Source organism: Microbacterium meiriae, from assembly GCF_040702565.1.
Taxonomy (GTDB): Bacteria; Actinomycetota; Actinomycetes; order Actinomycetales; family Microbacteriaceae; genus Microbacterium; species Microbacterium meiriae.
The window spans coordinates 263,028-287,085 of record NZ_JBFBLJ010000003.1 but is presented as its reverse complement, the minus strand read 5'-3'; the positions used below and the strand labels follow the sequence as shown (position 1 = coordinate 287,085).

Below are 24,058 nucleotides of genomic sequence, written 5' to 3'. Positions count from 1 at the left end.
AGGGATGGTCGGGGGGTGCGGGCGGACGATCCCGCCCGCACCCTCTGTCAGGTCGCGATGGCGGCGGCTCCGCCGATGATCGCGATGATGTAGCTCGCGTGCTCCCACCACTCGAGCGGGGTGTCGATCTGTTCGAGTTCCAGGAACTCCAGCGACGTGGTCTGCAACGTGCACCTCCTAGGTCAGAGCGAGAATTCCGATGATCACGCCCACGGCGAAGCCGCGGATGTAGTCGTCGGCATCGCCCGGCGCATCCATGGCCTCGAGTTCGGTGAACTCGAGCGCCGGCAGTGCTGCGGTCATGCGTCCCTCCTTCCTCTGTCTGATCCGGATACGGCCAGGCGGCATCAGGTGGCGGCTGCCGCGCCGATCCCGATGAGGACCAGCGCGCCGATCACGCCCTGGTAGAAGCTGTCCCAGCTGGGCGCCTCCATCGGGTCGAGCTCCTGGAACCGGATGCTCATCTCCGTGCTGTCGTTCATTCACATCACCTCCTCTCGGCCGTTCGGGGCCGGCGATCGCCGACCGGGGGCGTGCTCCACCGGGAGTCGTGGAGCACGGCGCGGATGTCCGCGGCACGGATTCCGCGCAGCATGGGTCGGTGGTCTCCCCAGGCGGTCTCGACCGCAGCGGCGACCCGATCGATCTCCCGTGCGCTCGGGCGCGGCGGTGACGGGAGGTCTGCCTGATCGACGAGCGCGGCGATGCCGTCGGCCGGCTCGCGGGGTAGCCCGGTCGCGCCCACGACGCCCGTCCAGAACGCGTCGAGGCTGACGCGATCACCCCAGCGGAGATCGCCCGCGCCGATCCGACGCCAGACCGCGGCGATGACCGCCACGGTGGCCGTCATCTTGCGGACGCCGAGATGGAAGGCGACCTCGTTCGCGAGGTACCAGTGTCGGGCGCTGTACGGATCGGGTCCGCGGAGCGCTGCCGTGCGCTGGGTGGCGGCGCTCAGGCGCGCGAGACGCAGGCGCCCCGCCGCCGATATCGCTTCGCCGGCTGCGACCTCGAGGAGAGCGCGGCCGAGCAGCCTCGCGTCGCGCTCCGCTCGCTCCGTCCGCGGGCTCGTCGACGCTCCGGCCACCCGGAGGAAGGCCTCCAGCGCCCCTTCCCGCACGGCAGCGGGGCTGAGCGTGGCGAGCCGTTCGGGATCGAGGACGGCGTGACGCGGGCGCAGCGGTCGACCGATGAGGAGCCGGGACCCGTACCTGTTCCGGAGGATGGCGACGCTGTTCGTCTCCGAGGACGTGCCGAGTGTCGACGGCATCGCGATGATGTCGACGGGCGGAGGCGCGTCGGGCAGGACCGTGAGCGCTGCCGTCGCCGCGTGCCGGAGGGCGAAGTCGAAGAGGCGTCCGGGGCTGAGCGCCAGGGCCGCGATCTTGCTCGCATCGAGGACGCTCCCGCCTCCGACGGCCACGATGACCTCGGGCGGGCGCCGGATGATCTCGTCGGCGATCAGGAGGACCCCGACCTCGTCCACCGCGGAGGCGTCCACCGTCATCCTCCGCACCTGCTGTGCGGTCGGAAAGGTGTGCGCGACGGCCGCGTCGGCGATCACGAGCGTGTCCCGCCCCGCCGTCAGACGCCCCGTCGTCTCTCGGGCGCGGGGCCCGTGCCACAGTGTGGGGACGCGGCCGGCGAAGGGCGCGCTCATGCCGCCGCCTCCCGCACGCGCGCCAGACCGGCCCGCACGGCACGATCGGTCTCGGCCAGTTCCGCCGGCGAGAAGCCGTAGGCGGGGATGAGCTGGAAGGAGCTCGGACCCGGGGTGGACCACGACGCCGCTGTCGGAGATGGCGGACACCACCTCCAGGACCTCGGTGCCGGAGAGCGGGGAGTCGTCGGGCCGGCGGAGCCCCAGGCCGACGAAGCAGCCGGAGCCGGTGACATCGGTGACGATGCCCTCGTCCTGCCAGCTCCGGGCGAGGCGGTGCAGCGCGGTCGCCAGTGCCTGGGCGGTCGCCTCGACGTCGATACGGCGGAGCTCGTCGATCACGGCGAGGATCGCCGCGGCGCAGGCCGGCGTGCCCGCCTGCGTCTCCCCGTGGACGAAGGTCCACCCGCCGCGCGCGTAGGCCATCGCGATGCGGTGTCCGACGAGGAGCACGGCGGCCCCCATCGCGCCGTTCGTCAGCGCCTTCGACAGGATGAGGACGTCCGGAGCGGACGCCCAGCGGTCGGTGGCGAACAGCGAGCCGGTGCGGCCGAAGCCGGTCGCGACCTCGTCCGCGACCAGCAGGAACCCGTGCCGCTCCCGCAGCTCCAGGAGACGGTGGACGAAGGCGTCGGACAGGGCGTGGGCGCCGCTGCCCAGGACCGGCTCCACCACGACCGAGGCGACGCGGGACCCCTCGCGCTCCAGCAGCGCCGCGAGTTCCTCCCCGTCGTCGGAGTGCGACACGTGCCGCACCGTCCGCCGGTCGACGCCGTAGACGGACTGCAGCAGGTCGTCGCCGCTCAGCACGTGACTGCCGTACATCGTGCCGTGATAGCTGCCGCGGAGACCGACGACGAGGGATCGAGAGCCCGCGCCCTGCTGCGCCCAGTACTGCCGCGCGAGCTTCATCGCGGCATCGTTGGCCGCCCCGCCCGATGTGGAGAAGATCACGCGGCGGTAGCGCTCGGAACCCGCGAGGGCGATGAGGGCGTCGGCGGCATCCTCGGCGTACCGGTGCGGTGCGCGGAACAGCGACAGATACGAGGCGTCGTGCGCGGCCCTGTTCACCGCTTCGGCGACCCGGGGGTTGCCGAAGCCGAGGGGGACGTTCCACAGCCCGCTCGTCGCGCACAGACGGTGGGAGCCGTCGGCGTAGGAGATCCGATGCCCGGAGGCGCCCACCGCCACGCGATCCGGAGGGAAGGCGGTGTCGGCGGGGAGCATGGATGTCCACAGCGCGTGCGGCACGCTCATCGGGTGCCGCCGCTCTGGCCGCTCTCGACCGGACGGCCGAGATGGAGGCCGAGCACCTCCAGCGCCTCGAGGCAGAGTCGCCGCGCATGCGCGTCGGGCACTCCGCACGCCCGTGCCACGCGAGCCGCCGCAAGCCCGCGCGTCCGTGAGGTCTGGATCGCGTCGACCACGGTGGCGGTCAGCGGGGACAGCAGGTGCCGGCGCCGCGTCCCGACATCGGCGAGCAGGAACCCCTCGGCGGTGTCGAGCAGGAACGGATCGGTGGCCTCGGGCTCCGCATCCGCCAGGCCGTCGTCGAGGAGTGTCCATCCGAAGCCCGCGATCCGGCCGGTGCCGTTCGGCAGGCGGAGCATCTTCCGGAGATCGGCCGCATCGAGGTACCGGCCGATCCACAGCCGGGCGTCGAGTTCGGTGATGAGGTCGGCCGAGCCGGGCACGCCGCCCAGCGCCGATGCCTCGGGCAGGGCCTGCCCGAGGACGGCGGGGAGGTCGCGCACGTGACCGATCTCCTGCCCTTGCAGCCCGAGGTGCACGCCACCGTCCGCGTCGATGCGCAGGGCGCTCGGAGTCTCCACCTCGTGTGGCCGCGCGAGAACGTGGCGACCCGCGAGCAGCACCCGGGGGTCGAGCATCGCGGCGGCGAAGACCCCGGTGCTGCGGGCGAGATCGGCGTCGTCGAGGAAGGCGCGCCAGCTCGCCTCGTCGAAGAAGCGCACGGCCGTCGGTCCGATGATCTGGACGAACGAGGCCGCGATGTAGTCCTGGAGCTCGACGCCGCGCTCCCCCAGGAAGAACTCGTCGCCGAGGTCGGCGAGCGTTCCGCTGTAACCGACGATCCTCGCCGTCCCCGGCCGCGACGTCGATTCGAGGGGCTGGAAGATCACATCCTCGGGCCCTGCCGCCGCAGCGACAGCCTCCGCCCCCGCCTCGGCCTCCCGCAGGAACACGCGGGTGCGGGCCTCCCGCGCTCCCGTGACCCACGCCCGCAGGGCGTGCGGGCCGAGGAGCGGGTCTTCGCCCGTCGGTCCCTCGTCGCGTCGTGCCGTCGTCGCACTCGTCCCCATGATCCCCCCAGAGAACCGGATCCGTCTGACGCCTTTGCGTCTTCATATGAAGATATCCAGACCTCTGGTGACGTGCAATATAACAGCTTTCACCGCCGCGCCCGGTGATCGCCGGTATGTCACGAGGTCGGCGGGACATCGGATAGGATGGACAGGTTGTTCCCTGGTGACGTGTCCGAGCGGCCGAAGGAGCACGCTTGGAAAGCGTGTGTTGTGCAAGCAACCGCGGGTTCGAATCCCGCCGTCACCGCCACAGACGAAGAAGACCTCCGCATCGCGGAGGTCTTCTCTCGTTTCGGGTGCCGTCAGCCGTCGAAGCGCACCCCGTACGTCAGACCACCCGGTCCGGACGGCAGCCGGGTCATGCCGAGCCGCTCGTAGAAGGCGGCCGCGCCGCTGTTCGCGGGGTCCATCCCCAGATGCAGGGCCGGGACACCGCGTCGGCGCAACTCGGCGAAGAGCGTCTCGATGAGACCGCGCCCCAGCCCCTGCCCCTGGGTCTCCGGCAGCAGGTCGATGTGCAGATGCGCCGGATACTCCGCCGCGTTCGGCTCGACGCCCGGCTCCCTCGTGTACCCGTACTCGATCAGCTTCTGCTCGCGTGTCTGCGGGTCGGCCGACCGCGGATAGCGCGCGTGAAGGGTGGGCCACCACTCATCACGGAACCAGGCGTAGAACGCGTCGGTGTCGTCGGTGGCGACGATGTAGCCGATGGTGCGCCCGTCCTCCGCCTCCACGACCCAGGCGAGGTCCGGGTGCCGCTCGACGTACGGCACCGCGAAGAGGTTCCCCCAGAGCTCGTCATCGGACAGCACCCCGGTGGCGTCTCCCCCGGCGTCGGCCGTCCGCAGGCAGATCTCGAACATCGCCGCGCGATCGGTCGGACGGTAGGGACGGATACGCGACACGGAGGCTCCTCGGGCAGGTCAGGTTCCGCTCAGCCTATCGGCGCGTGCGGTCGCCTCGACGTCGCGTCGCACCCACGGCACCAGCCAGGCCGCCAGCACGAGGACGACCCCGGCCCCGACGAACGCACCCCCGAGCGTGTCCGTCGCCCAATGCACCGACAGGAAGGTGCGCGACAGAGCCATGAGCACGATCCATGCGGCCCCCACGATCGCCACCCACACCCGCGGGAAGAGCACCCACAGCACGAGGGCGATGGTCGCCGCGTTCGCGGTGTGGCCGGACGGGAACGAGCCGTAATCGCTCACGACGAGCATGTCGTGCGGTCGGGCACGGCCGAAGATGTTCTTCAGGAGCTGCACGGCGCCCGCGCTGACGAGGAAGCAGAGCGCGGCGAACAGCGCACCCCGCCATCGCCGCAGGAGCAGCAGGACGAGGATCGTCCCCAGCGGCACGGCGAGGATGGCGACCCAGCCGCCGCCGATCCAGTTCAGCGCGAGGGCGAAGCTCAGCATCCAGTCCGCGCGGACCGCGGCGATCGTGTCGTTCCACCACTGGTCGAGGCCCGGCGTCTGCGGATACACGAAGACGACGAGAGCGCCGAGGGCAGTGGCCAGGAGGAGGCAGGCGACGCCCCACCACAGCAGCATCCGTCGATTCATCGTCCCATTGTGACGGACGCCCCCGCGATCGCGGGTCGGCGTGCCGGTCAGCGGGCGATGCGGGCGAGCCCCTCCTCGAGATCCGCGATGAGGTCGGCCACGTCCTCGATGCCGACGGAGAGACGCACGACGTTCTCCGGGACGGCGAGCTCGGTTCCGCGGACCGACGCGTGCGTCATCTCCGGCGGGTAGCCGATGAGCGACTCCACGCCGCCGAGGGACTCGGCGAGCTGGAACACGGTCGTGCTCTCGGCGAAGGCCCGGGCAGCGTCCGCACCCGCGGCGAGGCCCAGCGACAGCATCCCGCCGAAGCCGCTCATCTGCCGCGCGGCGATCTCGTGACCGGGGTGCGAGGCGAGGCCCGGGTAGAAGACCTGCGCGAACTCCGGCCGTGCCTGCGCCCACTCGGCGATCGCCTGCGCGTTCTCGGAGTGCTGCCGCATCCGCACGGCGAGGGTCTTGATGCCCCGGGTCGTCAGCCAGGCATCCAGCGGCGCCGAGACCGCGCCCACCGCGAACTGCTGGAACTTCACGGCCTCGACGAAGCGGTCGTCGCCGAAGACGACGGCGCCGCCGAGCACGTCGGAGTGCCCGCCGAGGTACTTCGTCGTCGAGTGCACGACGAGGTCGGCGCCGAGCGCGAGCGGCTGCTGCAGAGCCGGCGAGGCGAACGTGTTGTCGACCACGACGAGCACCCCGGCCGCGTGCGCCACCTCGGCGATGAGTGCGATGTCGATGACCTTCAGCAGCGGGTTGCTCGGCGTCTCCAGCCACACGATGCGGGTCTCGGGACGGATGGCCGCCCGGATCACCTCGACGTCGGAGAGCTCGACCGTGGTCGTGTCGATCCCCCACGGCGCGAGCACCTTCGTGAGCAGACGGTAGGTGCCGCCGTACACGTCGTTGCCGAGGAGCACGTGGTCGCCGGGCTTGAGGATGCCGCGGAGCAGACCGTCCTCCGCCGCGAGCCCCGAGGCGAACGACAGGGCCCCGACCCCGCCCTCGAGAGCGGCGAGCTGCGTTTCCAAGGAGGAGCGCGTCGGGTTGCCCGCGCGGTTGTACTCGTAGCCCTCGCGGAACGCTCCGATGCCGTCCTGCACGTGCGTCGACGCCTGATAGATCGGCGGGATGATCGCCCCGGTGATCGGGTCGGGCGCCTGTCCGGCGTGGATGGCTCGTGTGGCGAAGGCGTGGGCGTGGTCGGACATGCTCTCAGCCTACGTCCGGGTCCTCCGACGGGTCCCGGCCTGTTACGTCCCGCGTCACCGCGAGAGGTAGCCGAGCAGATCCTGCCGGGTCAGCACCGTGTGGGGCTTGCCGTCCTCGGTGACGAGGAGGGCGTCGGCGTCGGCGAGCGCGGCCCGTGCCTGCGCGACCGGCGCATGGATGCCGATCAGCGGCAGCCGCTCCCCCACGTGCGCGCCGACGGCGTCGCTCGGCTCGGCGTCGCCACGGAAGAGCAGGTCGAGCAGGCCTTTCTCGTCGACGGTGCCGACGACCTCGCCCATCATCACCGGCGGCTCGGCGCTGAGGACGACGAGCTGCGACACCTCGTACTCCGTCATCATGCCGATCGCCTCGAGCACCGTGTCGGTGGGGTGTGCGTGCACGAGGTCGGGAAGGCCGTGGCGGGAGGACCGGGCCGCGAGCACGTCGGCGACCGTCTCCCCCTCCTCCACCTCGCTGAAACCGTAGGAACGCATCCACCCGTCGTTGAAGATCTTGCCCAGGTAGCCGCGCCCGCCGTCCGGGAGGAGCACGACCATGACCGCGTCCGCCGGGAGGTCCTTCGCCACCCGCAGCGCGCCGACCACGGCCATGCCGCTGGAGCCGCCGACGAGGATGCCCTCCTCGCGGGCGAGGCGCCGCGTCATCGCGAAGGACTCCGCGTCGCCGACCGCGACGATCTCGTGCGGGACCGCGGGGTCGTACGCCCCCGGCCAGATGTCCTCGCCCACGCCCTCGACGAGGTAGGGCCGACCGGTGCCGCCGCTGTAGACGCTGCCCTCGGGGTCGACGCCGATGATGCGCACCGCGTCGTCGGACACCTCGCGCAGATAGCGGCCGGTGCCGGTGATCGTGCCGCCCGTCCCCACGCCGGCGACGAAATGGGTGACCCGGCCGTCGGTGTCCCGCCAGATCTCCGGTCCCGTCGTCTCGTAGTGGCTGCGCGGCCCGTTCGGGTTCTCGTACTGGTTCGGCTTGAACGCCCCGGGGATCTCCCGTGCCAGCCGGTCACTCACGCTGTAGTACGACTCCGGGCTGTCAGCCGGGACCGAGGTCGGGGTCACGACGACCTCCGCGCCGTACGCGCGGAGCACGTCGATCTTGTCCTCGCCCACCTTGTCCGGGAGCACGAAGACGCAGCGGTAGCCGCGCTGCTGGGCGACGAGGGCGAGCCCGACGCCGGTGTTACCGCTCGTGGGCTCGACGATCGTCCCGCCGGGCTGCAGGTCCCCCGCGGCCTCGGCGGCGTCGATGATCCGGGCCGCGATCCGATCCTTCGCCGACCCGCCCGGGTTCAGGTACTCGAGCTTCACGAGCACCGTGCACGCGATGCCCTCGGTGACGTGCTGGAGCTTCACCAGGGGCGTGTCGCCGACGAGGTCGACAATGGAGTCTGCGTACTTCATCTGTTCAGGGTACGGCGCGGGATCCCGCCGCCGGGGCTGTGTTTCACCCGCGCTTCGACAGGCTCAGCGACCCAGAACCTGGGTCCCTGAGCCCGTCGAAGGGCCCTGAGCCCGTCGAAGGGCCTGGGCCCCTGAGCCCGTCGAAGGGCATGAGCCCGTCGAAGGGCATGAGCCCGTCGAAGGGTCAGCCCTTCGTCGCGCCGGCCAGCAGGCCGCGGACGAAGAAGCGCTGCAGGGCGAAGAACACGATCAGCGGGACGATGATCGAGATGAACGTTCCCGCGGACTGCAGGAACCACTTGTTGCCCCAGGTCCCGGAGAGCGAGTTCAGCGCCTGGGTGATCGGCAGGGCGCCGGGCGAGGCGAAGATCGTCGCGACCAGCAGGTCGTTCCACACCCAGAGGAACTGGAAGATCGCGAAGGACGCGATCGCCGGAGCCGCCAGCGGCAGGATGATCCGGAAGAACACCTGTCCGTGTCCGGCACCGTCGACGCGGGCCGCCTCGATGATCTCGCCCGGGATCTCGGAGATGAAGTTGTGGAGCATGAACGTCGCCAGCGGCAGCGCGAAGATCGCGTGCGCGATCCAGACGCGGGCGAAGCTGTACTGCACCTCGTTCAGCCCGAACCCGGGGAAGATCGGCACGTCGTTGATCGTCAGCCCGTCCGAGAACAGGCTCAGCAGCGGTACGAGGGCCATCTGCAGCGGCACGATCTGCAGCGCGAACACGAAGATGAAGAGCATGTTCCGACCCTTGAAGTCGATCCATGCGAACGCGTACGCGGCCAGCGCCGCCATCACGATCGGGAACACGGTGGCCGGGATCGTGATGGCCAGCGAGTTGATGAACGCGGTCGCGAGGGTCGTCGAGGTCCCGCCCGAGTTCCACGCCTGCACGTAGTTGTCGAACGTGAACTCCGGGTTGGAGAAGACCGTCCACCAGCCGCTGTTCTGCGTGTCGGCGCCCGGGCGGAACGATGTCACGAAGAGGCCGAAGGTCGGGATCGTCCAGAAGAGCGCGATGACCGCGGCCGCGATCGTCGCCCCCTTCGAGGTCAGCTTCTTGTGGGCGGTCGCCTCGTTACGACGCGTGTCGCGCGCCACCTGGCGCTTGGTGCGGTTGTCCACGACGGTGGCCTGGGTTGCACTCATCAGCGGATCTCCCTCTGCTTGGCCATCGATCGGGCGTTGTAGACGATCAGCGGCAACACGAACAGGAACAGCACGACGGCGAGCGCCGACGAGTGCCCGTAGCTCTGGAACCGCTGCTGCTGGTTGACCATCTCGAAACCGAGCACGCTGGTCTCGTCACGACCGCCGGTCATCACGGCGACGATGTCGTACACCTTCAGCGAGGCGATCGTGATGGTCGTGAGGACGACGATCAGCGACGACCGGATGCCGGGCACCGTCACGTTGCGGAAGCGCTGCCAGGCGTTCGTGCCGTCGAGCTCGGCCGCCTCCATCTGCTCGATCGGCACGGCCTTGATCGCGGCGGAGAGGATGACCATCGCGAAGCCGGTCTGGGTCCAGATGAACACGATGAGCAGCATGAGCGTGTTGAGGATGGGCTTGATGGCCAGCCACTGCACGGGGTCGCCGCCGAAAGCGGTGACGATGGCGTTGAGGAGACCGATCTGGTCGCCCTGGCGGGCGTCGTACATGAACTTCCAGATGATGCCGGCGCCGACGAACGAGATCGCCACCGGCATGAACACGAGCACCTTCAGGAACTTCTCACCGCGCGCACGGTCGATGAAGACGGCGTACGCGAGACCGATGACCACCGAGATCACCGGAGCGAGCAGCGCCCAGATGATGGTGTTGATCACCGACGACGTACCGACCGGGTTCGTGAAGACCCAGATGTAGTTCTCGAGTCCGACGAACTGGTTCCCCGACTTGTCGAAGAAGGACTTGAAGATCGTCGAGATCGCCGGGTAGATGAGGCCCAGCAGCAGCATGATCGCCGCGGGAGCCATGAACAGCACGAGCTGGAACAGGTAACCGGCTCCCTGTCGGGCGCGGAAGTCGGCGAAGAAGAGGAGCGCACCGACGAGCAGTGCGATCGCGACGACGTACACCACGGCGTTCGCGTAGGGACGAAGCAGCAGCAGGGCGAGCACCGGGATGACGAGGCACGCGACCAGCCGCATGATCGAGTAGCCGCGACCGGGGCGGGGCGCGAACTCGATCAGCACGAGGATGATCGCCACGACCACGCCGAACACGAGCAGCACGGCGGGGATCTGCACCAACGGATTCAGACCGCCCAGCCACAGGAAGAAGCTGTTGAGCGAGAACCCGATCGTGATCCGCGAGGACTCCTCGGTCGGGGCGGTGAAGACGAGGAGGAGAGCGAGGGCGGCGACGACGACGAAGCCGATCGCGAGGACCGTCCGCGTGGCCTTCCTCCCCTTCTCGTCGGTGCCATGCGTCGTCGGCGGCGCGTCAGCCTCGACGGGTTTCTCGATGGTCGCGTGCGACATGAACGTCCCCTTCTGGATCGTGCTGGGTTCCCGCGCAGTACGGATCGGTGGAGCGGGGCCGGGCTGTGCAGCCCGGCCCCGCTCTGCCTACGAAGATCGCGTCGAGGCGATCAGTTCTCGTAGCCGGCCTGGATGTCGGAGAGCACCGTGTCGGTGTCCTTGCCGTCGATCCAGTCGACCATCCCCTTCCAGAACGAGCCCGAGCCGACGGTCGACGGCATCAGGTCGGAAGCGTCGAACCGGAAGGTCGTCGCGTCGTCCTGCATGATGGTCATCGCCTCCTGGAGGAACTCGCTCGAAGCGAGGCTCGGGTCGGCGTTCTTGTTGGCGGAGATGACGCCGCCGAGCTCGACACGCGCGTCGGCGAACTCGGGCGATGCCATGAACTCGAGCACCTTCTGGGTGGCCTCGTCGTCCGAGAACGCCGCGACGAACTCGCCGCCGCCCTCGACCTGGAGCTCGCCCGCGGTCTCGCCCGGCATGATGAACGCGTAGACGTCGCCGTCCGGTGCGACCTCGGGGACGTTGCCGTCCGCGGTCTCCGTGTCGAGGAAGTTCGCCGACAGGAACGAGGCCTGGTGGGTCAGTGCGCAGTCGCCCTTGGCCACCGCGTTGGCGACGTCACCGAAGGCGGTCGAGTTGATGCTCTTGACGTCGCCGTAGCCGGCGTTGACGTACTCCGGGTTAAGCAGGATCTCACCGACGGCGTCGAAGGCCTGCTTGATCTCGGGGTCGGTGAACTTCACGTCGCCGGCCACCCAGTCGTCGTAGACCTCGGGGCCCGACTGGCGCAGGACGAGGTCCTCGATCCAGTCCGTTCCCGGCCAGCCGGATGCCGCCTCGGAGGAGAAGCCCGCGCACCAGGCCGGACCGCCGGTCTTCTCGACGATCGTGTCGGTGAGGGCGATCATGTCGTCCCAGGTCTCCGGGACCTCGACGCCCCACTCGGCGAACTGCTTCGGCGAGTACCAGACGTAGCCCTTGAGGTTCGCCAGCATCGGCGCCGCGTAGAAGGTGTCGTCGAACGTGCCGTACTTCTTCCAGTCCTCGGACCAGTTCTCGTCGACGGCGGACTCGACGGCCTCGGGGGCCGGCATGACCTTGCCCGTGTCGACGAGGGTCTTGAGCAGACCGGGCTGCGGGACGATCGCGATGTCCGGGGCGTCTCCACCCGTCACCTTGGTGACGATGTTGCCCTCGAAGCCCTTGTCGCCGGTGTACTCGACCTTGATACCGGTGTCCTTCGTGAACTGCTCGAAAGACGCGTTCAGGTCGTCGGCCTCGACGCCCGTGATGCCGCCGGAGATCCGGACGGTGTCCTTGGTCTCTCCGCCCTCGTCGCCCCCGCCCTCGGCGCAGCCGGCGAGCGCGAGAGACGCGACGCCGACGAGTGCGATGGGGGCGAGCAGGCGGTATCGCTGTGACAAAGCCATGTACTTCTCCTCTTCAGGTGGATCTTCAGTCCGCCCAAGGAGAGCAATCGCCGCAACCATTGGGGAACCGATTCCAGGCCAACCTACTCGGGTTCCTTCGCGCCGTACAACTGGGGAAGGTTACAAGATCACAACCCTTTGACATCCGAGTGGACGACAAGGTGGGAGCGCTCCCAGTCCGGCGCGCCTGGAACCGGTTCCTCCCCCGGTGTGGAACGACTACGATGGCTCCCGGCGAGTGCCCGATCGCTCGCCGTCGTGGAACCGGGTCGAGGAGGACACGATGAGCACGATCGCCGACGTCGCGATGCGCGCCGGTGTGTCCAAAGCGACCGCGAGTCGTGCGCTCAGCGGCCGCGGCTATGTCTCGGAGGAGACCAGGCAGCGGGTGGAGGAGGCGGCGCAGGACCTCGCGTACGTCGCGCACTCCTCCGCCACGAGCCTGGCCACGGGGCGTACCGGCACCATCGGCCTGGTGATGCCGCCGGTCGATCGGTGGTTCTTCGCCGAGCTGCTGGCGGGCGTGCAGGAATCGCTGCTCGCGCTCGACTACGACCTCTCGCTCTACGGCGTCCCCGAGCGCTCGGAGACCAGGGAGCGGCTGTTCGAGAGCGTGCTGCCCGGCCGGAGGTTCGACGGCATCATCGCCGTCGGCATCCAGCCCAGCGCCCGCGAGCTGGAACGGCTGCACCATACGGGGCGACCGCTCGTGAGCGTGGGCCCCTACAGCGCGGGATCGAGCGCCGTGTCGATCGACGACGCGGCCGCCGCCCGGATCGCCACCGAACACCTCATCGACCTCGGGCACACCGACATCGCGTTCGTGGGCGGTGCCACGGATGACACCGACCTCAGCTACGGCGACGCCCGCCGCCTGGCCGGCTACCGGGAGGCGCTGCACGCGGCGGGACTCACGCCGCGGGCGCGGGTCGCCGGTTCGGCTCCCACGATGCCGGGCGGCTACGCGGCGGCGGCGGGACTCCTCGGCGACCGGCGGCACCGTCCGACCGCCATCGTCGGCGTGTGCGACGAGGCGGCCATCGGCGCCGTGATCGCGGCTCGCCGCCTGGGCATCGCGGTGCCGACCGAGCTCAGCGTCGTCGGGATCGACGACCACGAGCATGCGGAGATGTTCGCCCTCACCACGATCGGACAGTCGCCGCGGGATCAGGGACGGGAAGCCGTGCGCCTGCTGATGCGGCGGATGAGCGAGCCGGATGCTCCGGTCGAGCGCGTCGAAGCCGCCTCGGCGCTCGTCGTCCGCAGCTCGACCGCGGCGCCGCGCTGACCCCCGCGGACGCACGAAGGCCCCGGGCGGAACCCGGGGCCTTCGCAGAAGCGCTGGTGCGCTGGAATTACTTGAGGGTGACGGTCGCGCCAGCCTCTTCCAGAGCAGCCTTGGCCTTCTCGGCCGTCTCCTTGTTGGCGCCCTCGAGGACGGCCTTCGGAGCACCGTCGACGACGGCCTTGGCCTCGCCGAGGCCGAGCGAGGTGAGCTCGCGGACAGCCTTGATGACCTGGATCTTCTTGTCGCCGGCAGCCTCGAGGATGACGTCGAAGGAGTCCTTCTCCTCCTCGGCCGCGGCCTCGCCTGCGCCGCCAGCGGCACCGGCGACGGCGACGGGGGCAGCAGCGGTGACCTCGAACTTCTCCTCGAACGCCTTCACGAACTCGTTGAGCTCGATGAGGGTCAGGCCGGCGAACTGCTCGAGCAGCTCCTCGGTGGAAAGCTTCGCCATGATGTATCTCCTAGATAGATGGGGTTTGTAGACGAGATCGCCGGTCGCTTACGCGGCCTCGGCGGTCTCCAGCTTTTCGCGAAGCGCGTCGATGGTGGCCGCAGCCTTGCCCATCGTCGCCTTCATCATGCCCGCGGCCTTCGCCAGCAGAACCTCGCGGCTCTCGAGCGAGGCGTACGTGTTGACCTCGTCGGCGGTGAGGGCTTTGCCCTCGAAGATGCCCGACTTGATCACGAGAAGCGGGTTGGCCTTGGCGAAGTCACGCAGAGCCTTGGCGGTGGCGACGAAGTCACCGTGCACGAACGCGACAGCCGACGGCCCCTTGAGGTCGTCGTCCAGCGCGGAGATGCCGGCCTTGTTGGCGGCGATCTTGGTCAGCGTGTTCTTCACCACGGCGTACTCAGCGTCCTGACGGATGCTGTTGCGCAGCTGCTTGAGCTGGGCAACCGTCAGACCGCGGTACTCGGTCAGCAGGACGGCGTTCGAGTTCTCGAATGACTTCGTGAGCTCGTTGACCGATGCATCCTTCTGCGCCATGGTCACTCCTTGGTGTGTACGAGGCGCCGCACGGTGGTGGGGCGCCGGCCTCCGACCCCCTGCAAAAGAGAAGAGCTCCGGCGCAAGCGCACGGAGCTCGGAAGTTCGTGACACCTGCGCGGGCCCCTGCGATGCAGAGCTTCGATCCTGTGCACTCACGCGCACACGACGACCAGCGGTCTTCGGTTATGACCACTGTACCCCACGCTCCCTCTCCCCCCAAATCCCCCTCCTCCTCCGTCCCTCCTCCTCCGCCGCCCCACCCCTTTGCGTGCGTCCCGGCCCCTTACGCCTGCACGCAACGGGCCGGAGCGCACGGAAGGGGGTGGGTCAGCGACTCAGCGGGCGAAGAGGTTGAGGGCGCGGAAGTGTGCGTCGGCCGCGGCGAGGGAGGCGACGTGCTCGCTCGTCACCCGGACCACCCGCCAGCCGGTGGTCCCGCGCACCCAGTCCTCGCGGATCTTCTCGTCGAGCACGACCTGTGACACGGGCCGGCCGCCGCGGAGGCCCTCGTCCAGGTACTTGTCCCGGCCGTCGCACTCCACGAAGGTGCGGGACTGGTCGACGGCGATGTCCATCCAGAACCGACCGCCGCGCGGTCCGTCCACCGGCACCTGCAGACGCGGCCTGCCGAAGCCGAGCTGATGGAGCCGGTACCGCGTCACGCTCTCCAGCGGAAGCTGCGCGCGCCCGTCGGCCAGGACCACGATCCGACGGGCCTGCACGATGCCGCGGAGCCGGGGACGACGCACTCGATCCGCGAGGTCCGTCAGGAGAGCCTGCGCCGCGGTGTCGTCGAACTCCCACGGGTCGCCGCCGACCAGAGCGAGGGCGGCATCCGCGACGGCGAGAGCCGCCTCCGGAGCGGCCGTGCGGGCGAGGTCGACGACCGTCCGGGCGAGGGAGGTGCAGCGGATGCCGTCGCGCTCCACGATGTCGCCGGCGGCAACCGCGCCCTCGTGCCGCAGGATCCCCGAGATGCTGTGGCGACGGTCGGGGGGCGCCGTCACATGGACCCTCGTCGGCCGCACCCGGTACAGCGGCAGACCCCACAGCACCGCAGCCGAGGCGTGCGAGAACACGGGCCGCGTCCCCGAGGCCGCGAGGTCGGCGGCCACCACCTCCGCACGGTGCCGGGACTCCGGGGCGAGATCGCTCCAGTCCCGTTGCGCGAGGTACCACCCGCGACGCACATGATGCAGCTGCCGCCCTTCCACCGCGGCGTGGAGCGTCCGAGACCCCCACCCCTCCTCCTCCAGCCGCCGACGACCGAGGAGCATCGCCCGGATCTCGTCCACACTCACCTGTCTCATCCCCCCGACTCTCCCCTCTCCTCTCGCCGATCCCCCGCCTTCCCGCAGTTCCCCACACCCTTTCTCTCCCTCCCGCGCCCTGTGCAGGAAGACACCCCTCGTCCTCGACCCACCCCTTTGCGTTCGAGCCACCCCCTTGTGCGCGCACGCAGGGGGCCGGGACGCACGGAAGGGGGTGGCTCGTCGGGAGGGCGGGAGGGGCGGCGTGTACGGCGGGAACGGGGGTGGGGGAGAGTTAGAGTCTTCTGGTGACCCCGGAACTCCAAGCTCGCATCGTCGCGGACTCGCGCGACCGCGTGGCGTGGATGAGGGCACGGTCCCGGGGCATCACGGCCACCGACGTCGCCGGACTCACCAGCGAACGCTCGATCGCCCGTGCCGCCGACGCCAAGCTCGGCGGGGGGCCGCGGTTCGGCGGCAACGCCTACACGGACCACGGTCGACGCCGCGAGCCCGAGATCGCCGCCTGGGTCGCCGCGACGCACGGCATCTTCCCCTCCTCCGCGTTGTTCCGCGCCGAGGTCGAGCACCGCCACCTGGCCACCCCCGATGGCATCTCGGTGGACGCGGACGGTCGCGTCAGCCTCGCGGAGATCAAGACCACCAACAAGGCCTTCCGCGGCATCCCGCGCACGTACCTGCGCCAGGTCTGGTGGCAGCAGCACGTGCTGGGCGCCGAGCGCACCCTGTTCGTCTGGGAGGAGCACGTCGACTTCTCCCCCATCCACGACGAGCCCCGCTGCGTGTGGATCGACCGGGACGACCGCGAGATCGCCAAACTCGTCGGCCTCGCGACCGACCTCATCGACGAGCTGTACCGTCGCACGACGGGACGCGCGGTGCCGACGCGCTCCGTCGCCCCGGTCGACAGTCGCCGCGAGCAGCTCCGCGAGCGCGACGCCTTCCGCGCCCTCGCCCTCGCCGACTGAGCGAACGCCGAGGGCCTCGGGACGACCCGCCCCGTCAGGGGTCGCGAGCGAGTATGCGACGTGCTTCTCCCGCGACCTCGGCCGCGATCGTGTCCAGCAGCGCGGAGCGCAGGTTCCACTGCTGCCAGTACAGGGCAACGCGCAGGGTCGGACCGCCGAGCGCGACGAGCCCGGGGACCTCCTGCAGTCGCGGCACCATCCCCCAGCCCAGGCCGAGGCCGACCGCGAGCGCGTAGTCGTGCGACGCCGGGACGTAGTGTCGCGGAACGCCCGCCGCCGGCACTCCCCGTGCCGCCAGCCACTCGTGCTGCAGGGTGTCCCGGCGGTCGAAGTCGACGAACGGCGCGTGCGCCAGCGCGGCGGGCGTCACGCCGTCAGGGAACCATCGACGGGCATAGGCAGGCTCGGCCATGGCGCGGTACTCGAGCACGCCGAGGGGCGTGACCGTGCACCCCGCGACCGCCGTGGCCTCGCTCGTCACCGCGGCCATGACCGTTCCCGATTCGAGCAGTCGGGCGGTGAAGTTCTGATCGTCGCGGTGCAGGTCCAGGTCGATGTCGTGCGCGGCCGAGAGGCGCGCCATCGGCGGGAGGAACCAGGTCGCCAGGGAATCCGCGTTGACGGCGAGAGGCACCGTGATGCGGTGTCCCCCACCGCCCTCCTCGATGCCGACCCCGGCGAGCGCATCCTGCTCCAGGAGCGCGATCTGCCGCGCGAGGCGCACGACGGACTCCCCGGCCTCGGTGAGGCGGACCGGCTTGCTGCGCACGAGGAGGATCCGCCCGAGCTGCTCCTCGAGCGCCTTGAGCCGCTGACTGACCGCGGACGGGGTGACGCGCAGGCGGCGGGAGGCGGCGTCGAGGGTCCCCTCGTCCGCGACGGCGGCGAGCGTGGCGGCGAGCTCCGGGTCGATCCTCACATCAGCCATGCTAATGGTGAGAAAGGAATCTTCGCTGCACCTCATGGCCAGCATCCCTAGGCTCGATGCATGCTCACCGTTCTCGCCGGCCTCGGCCTCGGCCTGTCGCTCATCGTCGCGATCGGCGCGCAGAACGTGTTCGTGCTGCGACAGGGCATCCGGCGCGAGCACGTCCTCGCCGTCGTGATCGTCTGCGCCCTCTCCGACGCCGTGCTGATCATCGCCGGCGTCGCCGGGCTCGGCTTCGTGCTGTCCGCCGCTCCCTGGCTCGTCGTCGTTGCCCGCTGGGCAGGGGCGCTGTTCCTCCTCGGCTACGGGCTGCTCGCGGCGCGACGGGCCTGGCGTGGCGGCGAGGAGCTGGTGGTCGACGGGGGCGACGCTCCGGTCCTCGAGGCGTCCGGTGGCACCGGGACCCTCACCCGCACCCGCCTCGCCCCGGTGATCCTCACGACACTGGCGTTGACCTGGCTGAACCCGCACGTGTACCTCGACACGGTGCTGATGCTCGGCTCGATCGCCGCGACGCACGGCGACGAGCGATGGCTGTTCGCGGCAGGGGCGGTCATCGCGAGCCTCCTCTGGTTCACCGCCCTCGGCTTCGGTGCCCGCTACCTCGGACGGTGGCTGCGCACCCCGCGCTCCTGGCGTCTCCTCGACGCGGTGATCGCGGTCGTGATGATCACGTTGGCGGTGAGCCTGGTGCTCCCGGTGCTGGACGCCTAGCCACTCACGCCGCGTCGATCTGCGCCACCCGCGCCCGGACGAGGGCCCGGACCGCGTCCTCCGGCAGCGGGTGCTCCGGCTGGAACCGGATCGTCCCCTTGTCGACGCTGATCTCGGGATGACCGTCGAGGAGGCCCGCCACGGCAGCGACCGCCTCGGGGCTGAACGGGTAGACGCCGATGTGCTTCTTCGCACGCATCACCGAGAGCAGAGGCTTTCCGGCGAGCACGAGCGCCGGCATCCCATACCCCTTGCCCTGCTCCGCATCCGGCACCTCCTCCGTGGCGATCGCGTACACACGATCGATCACTGCGCGGTCCGCCGCGTCGAGGTCGGTCAGGTAGTCGTCGATGATGCCCACGCACCGCATCCTGCCACCGATCGCCCTCGGGGTCGAGGGCTCAGGCGCCGTCGAGCGGACGGAGGATGCGCGTGAGGAACCGTTGCGTGCGTTCGTGCTGCGGGGCGCTGAACAGCTGAGCAGGCGGCCCCTGCTCCACGACGACGCCGCCGTCCAGGAAGAGCACGTGATCTGCGGCTTCGCGGGCGAAGCTCAGCTCGTGGGTGACGACGGCCATCGTCCATCCCTCATCGGCGAGCTCCTTGATGACGAGCAGCACCTCGCCGACCAGCTCCGGATCGAGGGCGCTCGTCGGCTCGTCGAACAGCAGCAGGTCCGGTTGCAGGGCCAGCGCCCGCACGATGCCGACCCGCTGCTGCTGCCCTCCGGAGAGCTGATGCGGCCGCGCGTCCGCCTTGTCGGCGAGGCCGACCCGGGCGAGCAGCGCCTGGGCCTCGGCGACGACCTCGGTCTTCGGACGGCCCTGCACCCGCCACGGCCCTTCGATGACGTTCTCCAGCACGGTCAGGTGCGGGAACAGGTTGTGGTGCTGGAACACCATCGCCGACCGGTCACGCAGCGCCAGCCGCTGCTGCTTCTCCACGCGCGGTTTCGGGCGCACCTCCGGTGCGAAGTCGATCTCCGGTCCCCCGGCCATCACGATGGTCCCCGCGTCCGGCGTCTCCAACCCGTTCAGGGCGCGCAGGACGGTCGTCTTGCCCGAGCCGCTGGGCCCGATGAGCACCACGACCTCGCCCCGATGCAATGTGAGGTCGAAGCCGCGGAGCACCTCGGTGGTGCCGAAACTCTTGTGCAGCCCGCGTGCGGTGAGCAGCGGTTCGGCCGTGGGGTCAGTGCGCGACACGACTGTCGAGCCTCCTCTCCAGGGCGCTCTGCCCGAAGGAGAGCACCAGGCAGATCACCCAGTAGACCAGCGCCGCGGCCAGGTACAGCACCATGAACTCGAGCGTGGTGGAGGCGATCTGCTGCGCCACCTTGAACAGCTCCGTCACGAGGATCAGCGAGGTGAGGGAGGTGTCCTTCACGAGCGAGATGAACGTGTTGGACAACGGCGGCACCGAGACCCGGGCGGCCTGCGGCAGGATGATGCGGGTCAGCGTGCGGGTGCGGTTCATGCCGACCGTGTACGCGGCCTCCCACTGCCCCTTCGGCACCGAGAGGATCGCCGCCCGCACGACCTCGGCGCCGTAGCCGCCGACGTTGAGCGAGAGCGCGATGATGGCGCTCGGCCACGGATCGAGGGTCACCCCGACGGACGGCAGGCCGTAGAAGATCACGAAGAGCTGCACGAGCATCGGCGTGCCGCGGATCACCGAGATGTAGAACCGCGCGATGCCGGACACCACCGGGTGCACCGAGATCCGCATCAGCGCCATGCCGATCGCGATCACGAGCCCCAGGACGAACGACACCAGGGCGAGCGGGATCGTCGCCGTCAGCCCTGCCCAGGCGATCGGCCCGAGCGAGGAGAAGAAGAGCTCCCAGGGATTCTGCATCGCCTACTGCGAGACGTCCTCGCCGAAGTACTTCTCGCTGATCTCGGCCAGTGTGCCGTCGGCACGGAGCGTGTCGAGCGCCTCGTCGACCGCATCGACGAGCGCCTCCTTGTCCTTCGTGAACACGAAGGCCTGCTCGCCGGCGTCGTCGGTCTCCGCGGCGATCTTCAGGCCGGTCGGGCTGTTGGTCGTCTCGTAGTCGAGGAAGGTCAGCTTGTCGTTGACGGTGGCGTCCACCCGGCCCTGGCGGAGGAGCTCCACGGCCTGCGCCCAGCCCTCGACTCCCTCGACCTTGGCGCCGGACTCGGTGGCCAGCTCGTACCAGTTGCTCGTGAGGGACTGCGCCGTGGTCTTGCCCTCGAGGTCGTCGAACGACGAGATGGAGTCGTCGTCCTCCTTGACCACGATCACGCCGGGCGACACCGTGTACGGGGTGCTGAAGAGGTACTTGGCCTCGCGTTCGTCGTTGATCGACACCTGGTTCGCGATCACGTCGAAGCGGCCCGCGTCGAGCCCCGCGAAGATCGCGTCCCACTGTGTCTCCTGGAACTCGACCTTCAGACCGAGCTCGTCGGCGACGGCCTGGATGATCTCGACGTCGTAGCCGGTGAGGTCGCCGGAGCCGCCGTCGCCGTGGAAGCTGAACGGCCGGTACGTGCCCTCGGTCGCGACCGTCAGCGTGCCGTCCTTCACCAGGCCGAGGTCGGAGCCCGCGGCGCTCTCGCCGTCCGTGCTCGCGGGCGTGCTCGAACCGCTGCACGCGGTCAGGGCGGCAGCGGCGACGACGAGTGCGGTGACGGCGATGAGACGACGGGACATGGACCCTCCTGGGGTGAGAAGCGCGGGTGCGAGTTTACGCGACGACCGCGGGAACTCCCCCACAGTACGCGTCGCTCCGGGCGTTCCCCGCATCGGATGACGCCGGATGTCGCGGGCGGCCCGGGAACGCGGAACGCCCCCGGGCGGACCGGGGGCGTTCGGTGCGACAGGTGCGAACCCGTCGACGCGTCAGATGGCGTTGACGTCCAGCGGGATGCCGGGGCCGAACGTGGTCGACACCGCACCCTTCTGGATGTAACGGCCCTTGGCGCTGGACGGCTTGAGGCGGACGATCTCCTCGAGAGCGGCGTCGATGTTCTCGTTCAGCTGCTCGGCCGAGAACGAGGCCTTGCCGATGACGAAGTGCACGTTGGCGTGCTTGTCGACGCGGAACTCGATCTTTCCGCCCTTGATCTCCTCGACGGCCTTGGCCGGGTTCGGGGTCACGGTGCCGGTCTTCGGGTTCGGCATCAGACCACGGGGACCGAGCACCTTGCCGAGACGGCCGACCTGGCCCATGAGCTCCGGGGTCGAGACCGCGGAGTCGAAGTTGGTCCAGCCGTCGGCGACCTTCTGGATGAGCTCGGCGCCGCCGACCTCATCGGCGCCGGCAGCGATCGCCGCCTCGGCCGCGGGGCCGGTGGCGAACACGATGACGCGGGCGGTCTTGCCGGTGCCGTGGGGCAGGATGACGGTGCCGCGCACCATCTGGTCCGCCTTGCGCGGGTCGACGGCGAGCTTCAGCGCGACCTCGACGGTCGAGTCGAACTTCGCCGAACCGGTCTCCTTCGCGAGCGCGACGGCCTCGGACGGCGTGTAGAAACGGTCTGCCTCGATCTTCTCGGCGGCAGCCTTGTAAGCCTTGGACTTGGTAGCCATGATTATTCTCCTCAGCCCTCGACCGTGATGCCCATGGAACGGGCGGTGCCGGCGATGATCTTCGAGGCGGCCTCGATGTCGTTCGCGTTCAGGTCGGCCTGCTTCTGCTCGGCGATCTGACGGACCTGATCCTTGGTGATCTTGCCGACCTTGACGGTGTGCGGGGTGGCCGAAGCCTTCTGCACGCCGGCGGCCTTCTTGATGAGCTCCGCCGCGGGCGGGGTCTTCAGGACGAAGGTGAAGCTGCGGTCCTCGTAGACGGTGATCTCGACGGGGATGACGTTGCCACGCTGCGACTCGGTCGCGGCGTTGTACGCCTTGCAGAACTCCATGATGTTGACGCCATGCTGACCGAGCGCGGGGCCGATCGGCGGCGCCGGGTTGGCGGCACCGGCGTTGATCTGAAGCTTGATCAGGCCGGTCACCTTCTTCTTCGGTGCCATTCTCTTTCCTTTCCTCGAGGCGGATGCGAGCATCCGCTTCTCCCACGGCTCCGGCCTTTCCGGCCCGTGGTCGTCTGCGCGCCCTTCGACAAGCTCAGGGACCCCAGCGGGCTATCGCACAAACCACGTAAGTCTACCTGATCACTCCCCTACTCGCGAGCCGGCCCCTTGCGTGCGAGCCGGCCCCGTGCGTGCGTCCGCAAAGGGGCGGGAGACACGGAACGGGGTGGGTCGGGGAAGAGAAGACGGCCGCCCCGGAAGGGACGGCCGTTCTCGTGCACTTCGGCGGGCTCAGTGACCCGCGGTCAGATCATCTTGGTGACCTGGTCGAACGACAGCTCGACCGGGGTCTCGCGCTCGAAGAGGGAGACGAGGACCGTGAGCTTGCCGCTCTCCGGCTTGATCTCGCTGATCGAACCGGGAAGACCCGCGAACGAGCCCTCCTTGATCGTGATGGTCTCGCCGACCTCGAAGTCGACCTCGGCGGGAAGCGGACGGGCGACGGCGACGCCGCCCTTGGCCGCGATGTTCTTGGCGGTCGGGACGTCCTTGACCTCGACGAGGGACTTCAGCATGTTGAAGGCCTCTTCGAAGCGCAGCGGCGTCGGGTTGTGGGCGTTGCCCACGAAGCCGGTGACGCCGGGGGTGTGCCGCACGACCGACCAGGTGTCCTCCGTGAGCTCCATGCGCACCAGGACGTAGCCGGGGATGCGCACGCGGGTGACCATCTTGCGCTGGCCGTTCTTGATCTCGACGACGTCCTCCATCGGGACCTCGACCTGGTAGATCTCGTCCTCGACCTCGAGCGTCGACTTGCGCTGCTCGATGTTCGCCTTGACCTTGCGCTCGAAGCCGGCGTACGAGTGGATGACGTACCACTTGCCGGGGAGCATGCGCAGGTCCATGCGGAAGGCCTCGTACGGGTCTTCCTCGGAAGCCGACTCGTCCTCGTCGGACTCGGCGGCCGGACGGTCGTCCTCGCCGTTGACGTCGGGCCCCTCGTAGGGAGTGACCTCGTCGGCGGCCTCGGCCTCCTGCTCCGCGACCTCTTCGGCCACGGAATCGTTGAGGACCTCGGCGGCGGCTTCGGACTCCGCGGCTTCGTCCAGGTTCAGAGCGTCGTTCACGATGGCGTCCGCCTCCGGGTCGTCGATGTCGATGTCGATGTCTTCCGTCTCCTGCTCGCCGTCCTCGTCCTCGACGTGGACCGCGACGTGCTCGGCAGAGGTGACCGAGAGCTCCTCGGCGGCGAGCACGTTGCCCTCCTGGGCCTCGTCCTCCTCGCTGGACTGCTCTGCGGCGGTCGCCCAGTCGGCGTCGTCGGAATATCGTTCAGACACGTTGCTTCTTCTCCATAGCTGCGGCCGATGCCGCGGGGGTCATCAGCCAGGGATTCCGAACACGTAGTGCGTCAGGAGCCCGAAGACGTAGTCGAGACCGTAGACGATGCCCATGACGATCAGGACGAAGACGAGCACCACACCCGTGAACTTGAAAAGCTCCTTGCGGGTCGGGGTGACGACCTTGCGCAGTTCGGCGATGACCTGGCGGATGAACAGGGCGATGCCCCCGAAGAACCGGGAGAAGGGGTTGCCCTTCTTCTGGCGCGTGGCGCCGGCCGCGACGACGTCGCCGCGCGGTTCGTCCTGATCCATCCTGAATGTACCTTTCGTGTGTCAGCGTGCGCTGACGCGCAGGGCGGACAGGAATCGAACCTGCAACCTGCGGTTTTGGAGACCGCTGCTCTGCCAATTGAGCTACCGCCCTAGAGACCCGGAGATCTCGGGGATGCCCT

General features: G+C 69.5%; 27 protein-coding genes and 2 tRNA genes. 4 read left to right on the top strand and 25 right to left on the bottom strand.

The annotated features are described in order from the left end of the window. Positions 1-47: 47 nt before the first annotated feature. The 5 genes from mpaA3 to mpaB are packed head-to-tail and all read right to left on the bottom strand — an operon-like array spanning position 48 to position 3,981. Positions 48-167, bottom strand: a complete 120-nt coding sequence (gene mpaA3, locus AB0310_RS15105) for an MpaA3 family daptide-type RiPP (protein WP_292788270.1) — start codon at positions 165-167, stop codon at positions 48-50. 10 nt (positions 168-177) lie between these two features. Beyond that, entirely contained in the window at positions 178-303 is a 126-nt protein-coding gene (gene mpaA2 / locus AB0310_RS15100; RefSeq protein ID WP_257721411.1) for an MpaA2 family daptide-type RiPP, read from the bottom strand. A 44-nt stretch (positions 304-347) separates the two neighbouring features. Then, positions 348-482 carry an MpaA1 family daptide-type RiPP gene (gene mpaA1, locus AB0310_RS15095; RefSeq protein WP_259951368.1) on the bottom strand — a complete coding sequence of 45 codons (135 nt, stop codon included), beginning with the start codon at positions 480-482 and terminating at the stop codon, positions 348-350. Positions 483-487: 5 nt separating this feature from the next. Then, the gene (mpaD, locus tag AB0310_RS15090; RefSeq protein WP_366237545.1) at positions 488-2,917 is read right to left on the bottom strand and encodes a daptide-type RiPP biosynthesis aminotransferase; all 2,430 of its coding nucleotides are present in this window, start codon (positions 2,915-2,917) and stop codon (positions 488-490) included. Next, complete coding sequence (gene mpaB / locus AB0310_RS15085; protein ID WP_366237544.1) at positions 2,914-3,981, bottom strand: daptide biosynthesis RiPP recognition protein; 1,068 nt, start codon at positions 3,979-3,981, stop codon at positions 2,914-2,916. Before mpaB ends, mpaD begins: the two co-directional genes overlap by 4 nt. Positions 3,982-4,146: 165 nt before the next feature. On the opposite strand from mpaB, the gene AB0310_RS15080 reads away from it, so the two are divergent. Further along, a tRNA-Ser gene (locus AB0310_RS15080) sits at positions 4,147-4,234 on the top strand. 52 nt (positions 4,235-4,286) lie between these two features. Here the strand turns inward: AB0310_RS15080 and AB0310_RS15075 are convergent. From AB0310_RS15075 to AB0310_RS15045, 7 genes are all read right to left on the bottom strand, one after another. Beyond that, positions 4,287-4,889 (bottom strand): GNAT family N-acetyltransferase, encoded by a 603-nt coding sequence (locus tag AB0310_RS15075; RefSeq protein ID WP_187662180.1) that lies wholly within the window; start codon positions 4,887-4,889, stop codon positions 4,287-4,289. Positions 4,890-4,907: 18 nt separating this feature from the next. Continuing rightward, positions 4,908-5,549: a phosphatase PAP2 family protein gene (locus AB0310_RS15070; protein ID WP_232089083.1), complete on the bottom strand. Its 642-nt coding sequence runs from the start codon at positions 5,547-5,549 to the stop codon at positions 4,908-4,910. Positions 5,550-5,596: 47 nt separating this feature from the next. Further along, the gene (locus AB0310_RS15065; protein WP_366237543.1) at positions 5,597-6,757 is read right to left on the bottom strand and encodes a cystathionine gamma-synthase; all 1,161 of its coding nucleotides are present in this window, start codon (positions 6,755-6,757) and stop codon (positions 5,597-5,599) included. A gap of 54 nt (positions 6,758-6,811) precedes the next feature. Then, positions 6,812-8,182 carry a cystathionine beta-synthase gene (locus AB0310_RS15060; protein WP_268776699.1) on the bottom strand — a complete coding sequence of 457 codons (1,371 nt, stop codon included), beginning with the start codon at positions 8,180-8,182 and terminating at the stop codon, positions 6,812-6,814. Positions 8,183-8,366: 184 nt separating this feature from the next. Continuing rightward, a complete protein-coding gene (locus tag AB0310_RS15055; RefSeq protein ID WP_187662183.1) occupies positions 8,367-9,335 on the bottom strand; it encodes a carbohydrate ABC transporter permease in 969 nt (322 codons plus the stop codon). Further along, positions 9,335-10,672 (bottom strand): carbohydrate ABC transporter permease, encoded by a 1,338-nt coding sequence (locus AB0310_RS15050; RefSeq protein ID WP_187662184.1) that lies wholly within the window; start codon positions 10,670-10,672, stop codon positions 9,335-9,337. The genes AB0310_RS15055 and AB0310_RS15050 overlap by 1 nt, the downstream gene beginning before the upstream one ends. Before the next feature lie 110 nt (positions 10,673-10,782). Further along, positions 10,783-12,105 carry an ABC transporter substrate-binding protein gene (locus AB0310_RS15045; protein WP_315637825.1) on the bottom strand — a complete coding sequence of 441 codons (1,323 nt, stop codon included), beginning with the start codon at positions 12,103-12,105 and terminating at the stop codon, positions 10,783-10,785. A 283-nt stretch (positions 12,106-12,388) separates the two neighbouring features. Between AB0310_RS15045 and AB0310_RS15040 the strand changes: the two genes are divergently transcribed. Further along, the gene (locus tag AB0310_RS15040) at positions 12,389-13,393 is read left to right on the top strand and encodes a LacI family DNA-binding transcriptional regulator (RefSeq protein ID WP_268776698.1); all 1,005 of its coding nucleotides are present in this window, start codon (positions 12,389-12,391) and stop codon (positions 13,391-13,393) included. A 67-nt stretch (positions 13,394-13,460) separates the two neighbouring features. On the opposite strand, the gene rplL is transcribed toward AB0310_RS15040, so the two are convergent. The 3 genes from rplL to AB0310_RS15025 all read right to left on the bottom strand — a co-directional run bounded on the left by rplL (position 13,461) and on the right by AB0310_RS15025 (position 15,694). Beyond that, positions 13,461-13,844 carry a 50S ribosomal protein L7/L12 gene (gene rplL / locus AB0310_RS15035; RefSeq protein WP_025104227.1) on the bottom strand — a complete coding sequence of 128 codons (384 nt, stop codon included), beginning with the start codon at positions 13,842-13,844 and terminating at the stop codon, positions 13,461-13,463. A gap of 48 nt (positions 13,845-13,892) precedes the next feature. Then, positions 13,893-14,381: a 50S ribosomal protein L10 gene (gene rplJ / locus AB0310_RS15030; RefSeq protein WP_025104226.1), complete on the bottom strand. Its 489-nt coding sequence runs from the start codon at positions 14,379-14,381 to the stop codon at positions 13,893-13,895. Between the two features lie 338 nt (positions 14,382-14,719). After that, positions 14,720-15,694: a hypothetical protein gene (locus AB0310_RS15025; protein WP_366237542.1), complete on the bottom strand. Its 975-nt coding sequence runs from the start codon at positions 15,692-15,694 to the stop codon at positions 14,720-14,722. Positions 15,695-15,942: 248 nt separating this feature from the next. On the opposite strand from AB0310_RS15025, the gene AB0310_RS15020 reads away from it, so the two are divergent. Further along, positions 15,943-16,623, top strand: coding sequence for a YqaJ viral recombinase family protein (locus tag AB0310_RS15020; RefSeq protein ID WP_187662188.1), 681 nt, complete (start codon positions 15,943-15,945; stop codon positions 16,621-16,623). A gap of 34 nt (positions 16,624-16,657) precedes the next feature. On the opposite strand, the gene AB0310_RS15015 is transcribed toward AB0310_RS15020, so the two are convergent. Beyond that, positions 16,658-17,542 (bottom strand): LysR family transcriptional regulator ArgP, encoded by an 885-nt coding sequence (locus AB0310_RS15015; protein ID WP_366237692.1) that lies wholly within the window; start codon positions 17,540-17,542, stop codon positions 16,658-16,660. Between the two features lie 69 nt (positions 17,543-17,611). Here AB0310_RS15015 and lysE point away from each other — a divergent pair, with 69 nt between their 5' ends. Beyond that, on the top strand, positions 17,612-18,265 hold the full coding sequence (gene lysE, locus AB0310_RS15010; protein WP_187662189.1) for an L-lysine exporter: 654 nt from the start codon (positions 17,612-17,614) through the stop codon (positions 18,263-18,265). A gap of 4 nt (positions 18,266-18,269) precedes the next feature. Here lysE and AB0310_RS15005 read toward each other — a convergent pair whose 3' ends face one another. From AB0310_RS15005 to AB0310_RS14965, 9 genes are all read right to left on the bottom strand, one after another. Beyond that, positions 18,270-18,635 (bottom strand): iron chaperone, encoded by a 366-nt coding sequence (locus AB0310_RS15005; protein WP_313366738.1) that lies wholly within the window; start codon positions 18,633-18,635, stop codon positions 18,270-18,272. Positions 18,636-18,666: 31 nt separating this feature from the next. Next, a complete protein-coding gene (locus AB0310_RS15000; protein ID WP_269474804.1) occupies positions 18,667-19,470 on the bottom strand; it encodes an amino acid ABC transporter ATP-binding protein in 804 nt (267 codons plus the stop codon). Next, positions 19,457-20,122, bottom strand: coding sequence for an amino acid ABC transporter permease (locus tag AB0310_RS14995; protein WP_187662191.1), 666 nt, complete (start codon positions 20,120-20,122; stop codon positions 19,457-19,459). Before AB0310_RS14995 ends, AB0310_RS15000 begins: the two co-directional genes overlap by 14 nt. Positions 20,123-20,125: 3 nt before the next feature. Further along, positions 20,126-20,941 carry an amino acid ABC transporter substrate-binding protein gene (locus AB0310_RS14990; protein WP_366237541.1) on the bottom strand — a complete coding sequence of 272 codons (816 nt, stop codon included), beginning with the start codon at positions 20,939-20,941 and terminating at the stop codon, positions 20,126-20,128. Between the two features lie 189 nt (positions 20,942-21,130). Further along, the gene (rplA, locus tag AB0310_RS14985; protein WP_025102336.1) at positions 21,131-21,820 is read right to left on the bottom strand and encodes a 50S ribosomal protein L1; all 690 of its coding nucleotides are present in this window, start codon (positions 21,818-21,820) and stop codon (positions 21,131-21,133) included. 11 nt (positions 21,821-21,831) lie between these two features. Further along, entirely contained in the window at positions 21,832-22,263 is a 432-nt protein-coding gene (rplK, locus tag AB0310_RS14980; RefSeq protein ID WP_025102337.1) for a 50S ribosomal protein L11, read from the bottom strand. Positions 22,264-22,568: 305 nt separating this feature from the next. Next, positions 22,569-23,603, bottom strand: a complete 1,035-nt coding sequence (gene nusG, locus AB0310_RS14975) for a transcription termination/antitermination protein NusG (protein WP_025102338.1) — start codon at positions 23,601-23,603, stop codon at positions 22,569-22,571. Positions 23,604-23,645: 42 nt separating this feature from the next. Further along, positions 23,646-23,918, bottom strand: coding sequence for a preprotein translocase subunit SecE (gene secE, locus AB0310_RS14970; protein ID WP_025102339.1), 273 nt, complete (start codon positions 23,916-23,918; stop codon positions 23,646-23,648). Positions 23,919-23,957: 39 nt separating this feature from the next. Further along, positions 23,958-24,030 (bottom strand) — tRNA-Trp (locus tag AB0310_RS14965). Positions 24,031-24,058 lie beyond the last annotated feature (28 nt).

What these genes read in the sequence shown, in the direction of transcription:
- rplA (WP_025102336.1), bottom strand. Translation starts at nt 21,820, where the DNA reads ATGGCTACCAAGTCCAAGGCTTACAAGGCTGCCGCCGAGAAGATCGAG.
- AB0310_RS15060 (WP_268776699.1), bottom strand. Translation starts at nt 8,182, where the DNA reads ATGAAGTACGCAGACTCCATTGTCGACCTCGTCGGCGACACGCCCCTG.
- mpaA2 (WP_257721411.1), bottom strand. Translation starts at nt 303, where the DNA reads ATGACCGCAGCACTGCCGGCGCTCGAGTTCACCGAACTCGAGGCCATG.
- AB0310_RS15040 (WP_268776698.1), top strand. Translation starts at nt 12,389, where the DNA reads ATGAGCACGATCGCCGACGTCGCGATGCGCGCCGGTGTGTCCAAAGCG.
- AB0310_RS15055 (WP_187662183.1), bottom strand. Translation starts at nt 9,335, where the DNA reads ATGAGTGCAACCCAGGCCACCGTCGTGGACAACCGCACCAAGCGCCAG.
- lysE (WP_187662189.1), top strand. Translation starts at nt 17,612, where the DNA reads ATGCTCACCGTTCTCGCCGGCCTCGGCCTCGGCCTGTCGCTCATCGTC.
- secE (WP_025102339.1), bottom strand. Translation starts at nt 23,918, where the DNA reads ATGGATCAGGACGAACCGCGCGGCGACGTCGTCGCGGCCGGCGCCACG.
- AB0310_RS15025 (WP_366237542.1), bottom strand. Translation starts at nt 15,694, where the DNA reads ATGAGACAGGTGAGTGTGGACGAGATCCGGGCGATGCTCCTCGGTCGT.
- rplJ (WP_025104226.1), bottom strand. Translation starts at nt 14,381, where the DNA reads ATGGCGCAGAAGGATGCATCGGTCAACGAGCTCACGAAGTCATTCGAG.
- AB0310_RS15045 (WP_315637825.1), bottom strand. Translation starts at nt 12,105, where the DNA reads ATGGCTTTGTCACAGCGATACCGCCTGCTCGCCCCCATCGCACTCGTC.
- mpaA1 (WP_259951368.1), bottom strand. Translation starts at nt 482, where the DNA reads ATGAACGACAGCACGGAGATGAGCATCCGGTTCCAGGAGCTCGACCCG.
- mpaB (WP_366237544.1), bottom strand. Translation starts at nt 3,981, where the DNA reads ATGGGGACGAGTGCGACGACGGCACGACGCGACGAGGGACCGACGGGC.
- AB0310_RS15065 (WP_366237543.1), bottom strand. Translation starts at nt 6,757, where the DNA reads ATGTCCGACCACGCCCACGCCTTCGCCACACGAGCCATCCACGCCGGA.
- rplL (WP_025104227.1), bottom strand. Translation starts at nt 13,844, where the DNA reads ATGGCGAAGCTTTCCACCGAGGAGCTGCTCGAGCAGTTCGCCGGCCTG.
- mpaD (WP_366237545.1), bottom strand. Translation starts at nt 2,917, where the DNA reads ATGAGCGTGCCGCACGCGCTGTGGACATCCATGCTCCCCGCCGACACC.
- AB0310_RS15050 (WP_187662184.1), bottom strand. Translation starts at nt 10,672, where the DNA reads ATGTCGCACGCGACCATCGAGAAACCCGTCGAGGCTGACGCGCCGCCG.
- AB0310_RS14990 (WP_366237541.1), bottom strand. Translation starts at nt 20,941, where the DNA reads ATGTCCCGTCGTCTCATCGCCGTCACCGCACTCGTCGTCGCCGCTGCC.
- AB0310_RS15070 (WP_232089083.1), bottom strand. Translation starts at nt 5,549, where the DNA reads ATGAATCGACGGATGCTGCTGTGGTGGGGCGTCGCCTGCCTCCTCCTG.
- AB0310_RS15005 (WP_313366738.1), bottom strand. Translation starts at nt 18,635, where the DNA reads ATGCGGTGCGTGGGCATCATCGACGACTACCTGACCGACCTCGACGCG.
- AB0310_RS14995 (WP_187662191.1), bottom strand. Translation starts at nt 20,122, where the DNA reads ATGCAGAATCCCTGGGAGCTCTTCTTCTCCTCGCTCGGGCCGATCGCC.
- rplK (WP_025102337.1), bottom strand. Translation starts at nt 22,263, where the DNA reads ATGGCACCGAAGAAGAAGGTGACCGGCCTGATCAAGCTTCAGATCAAC.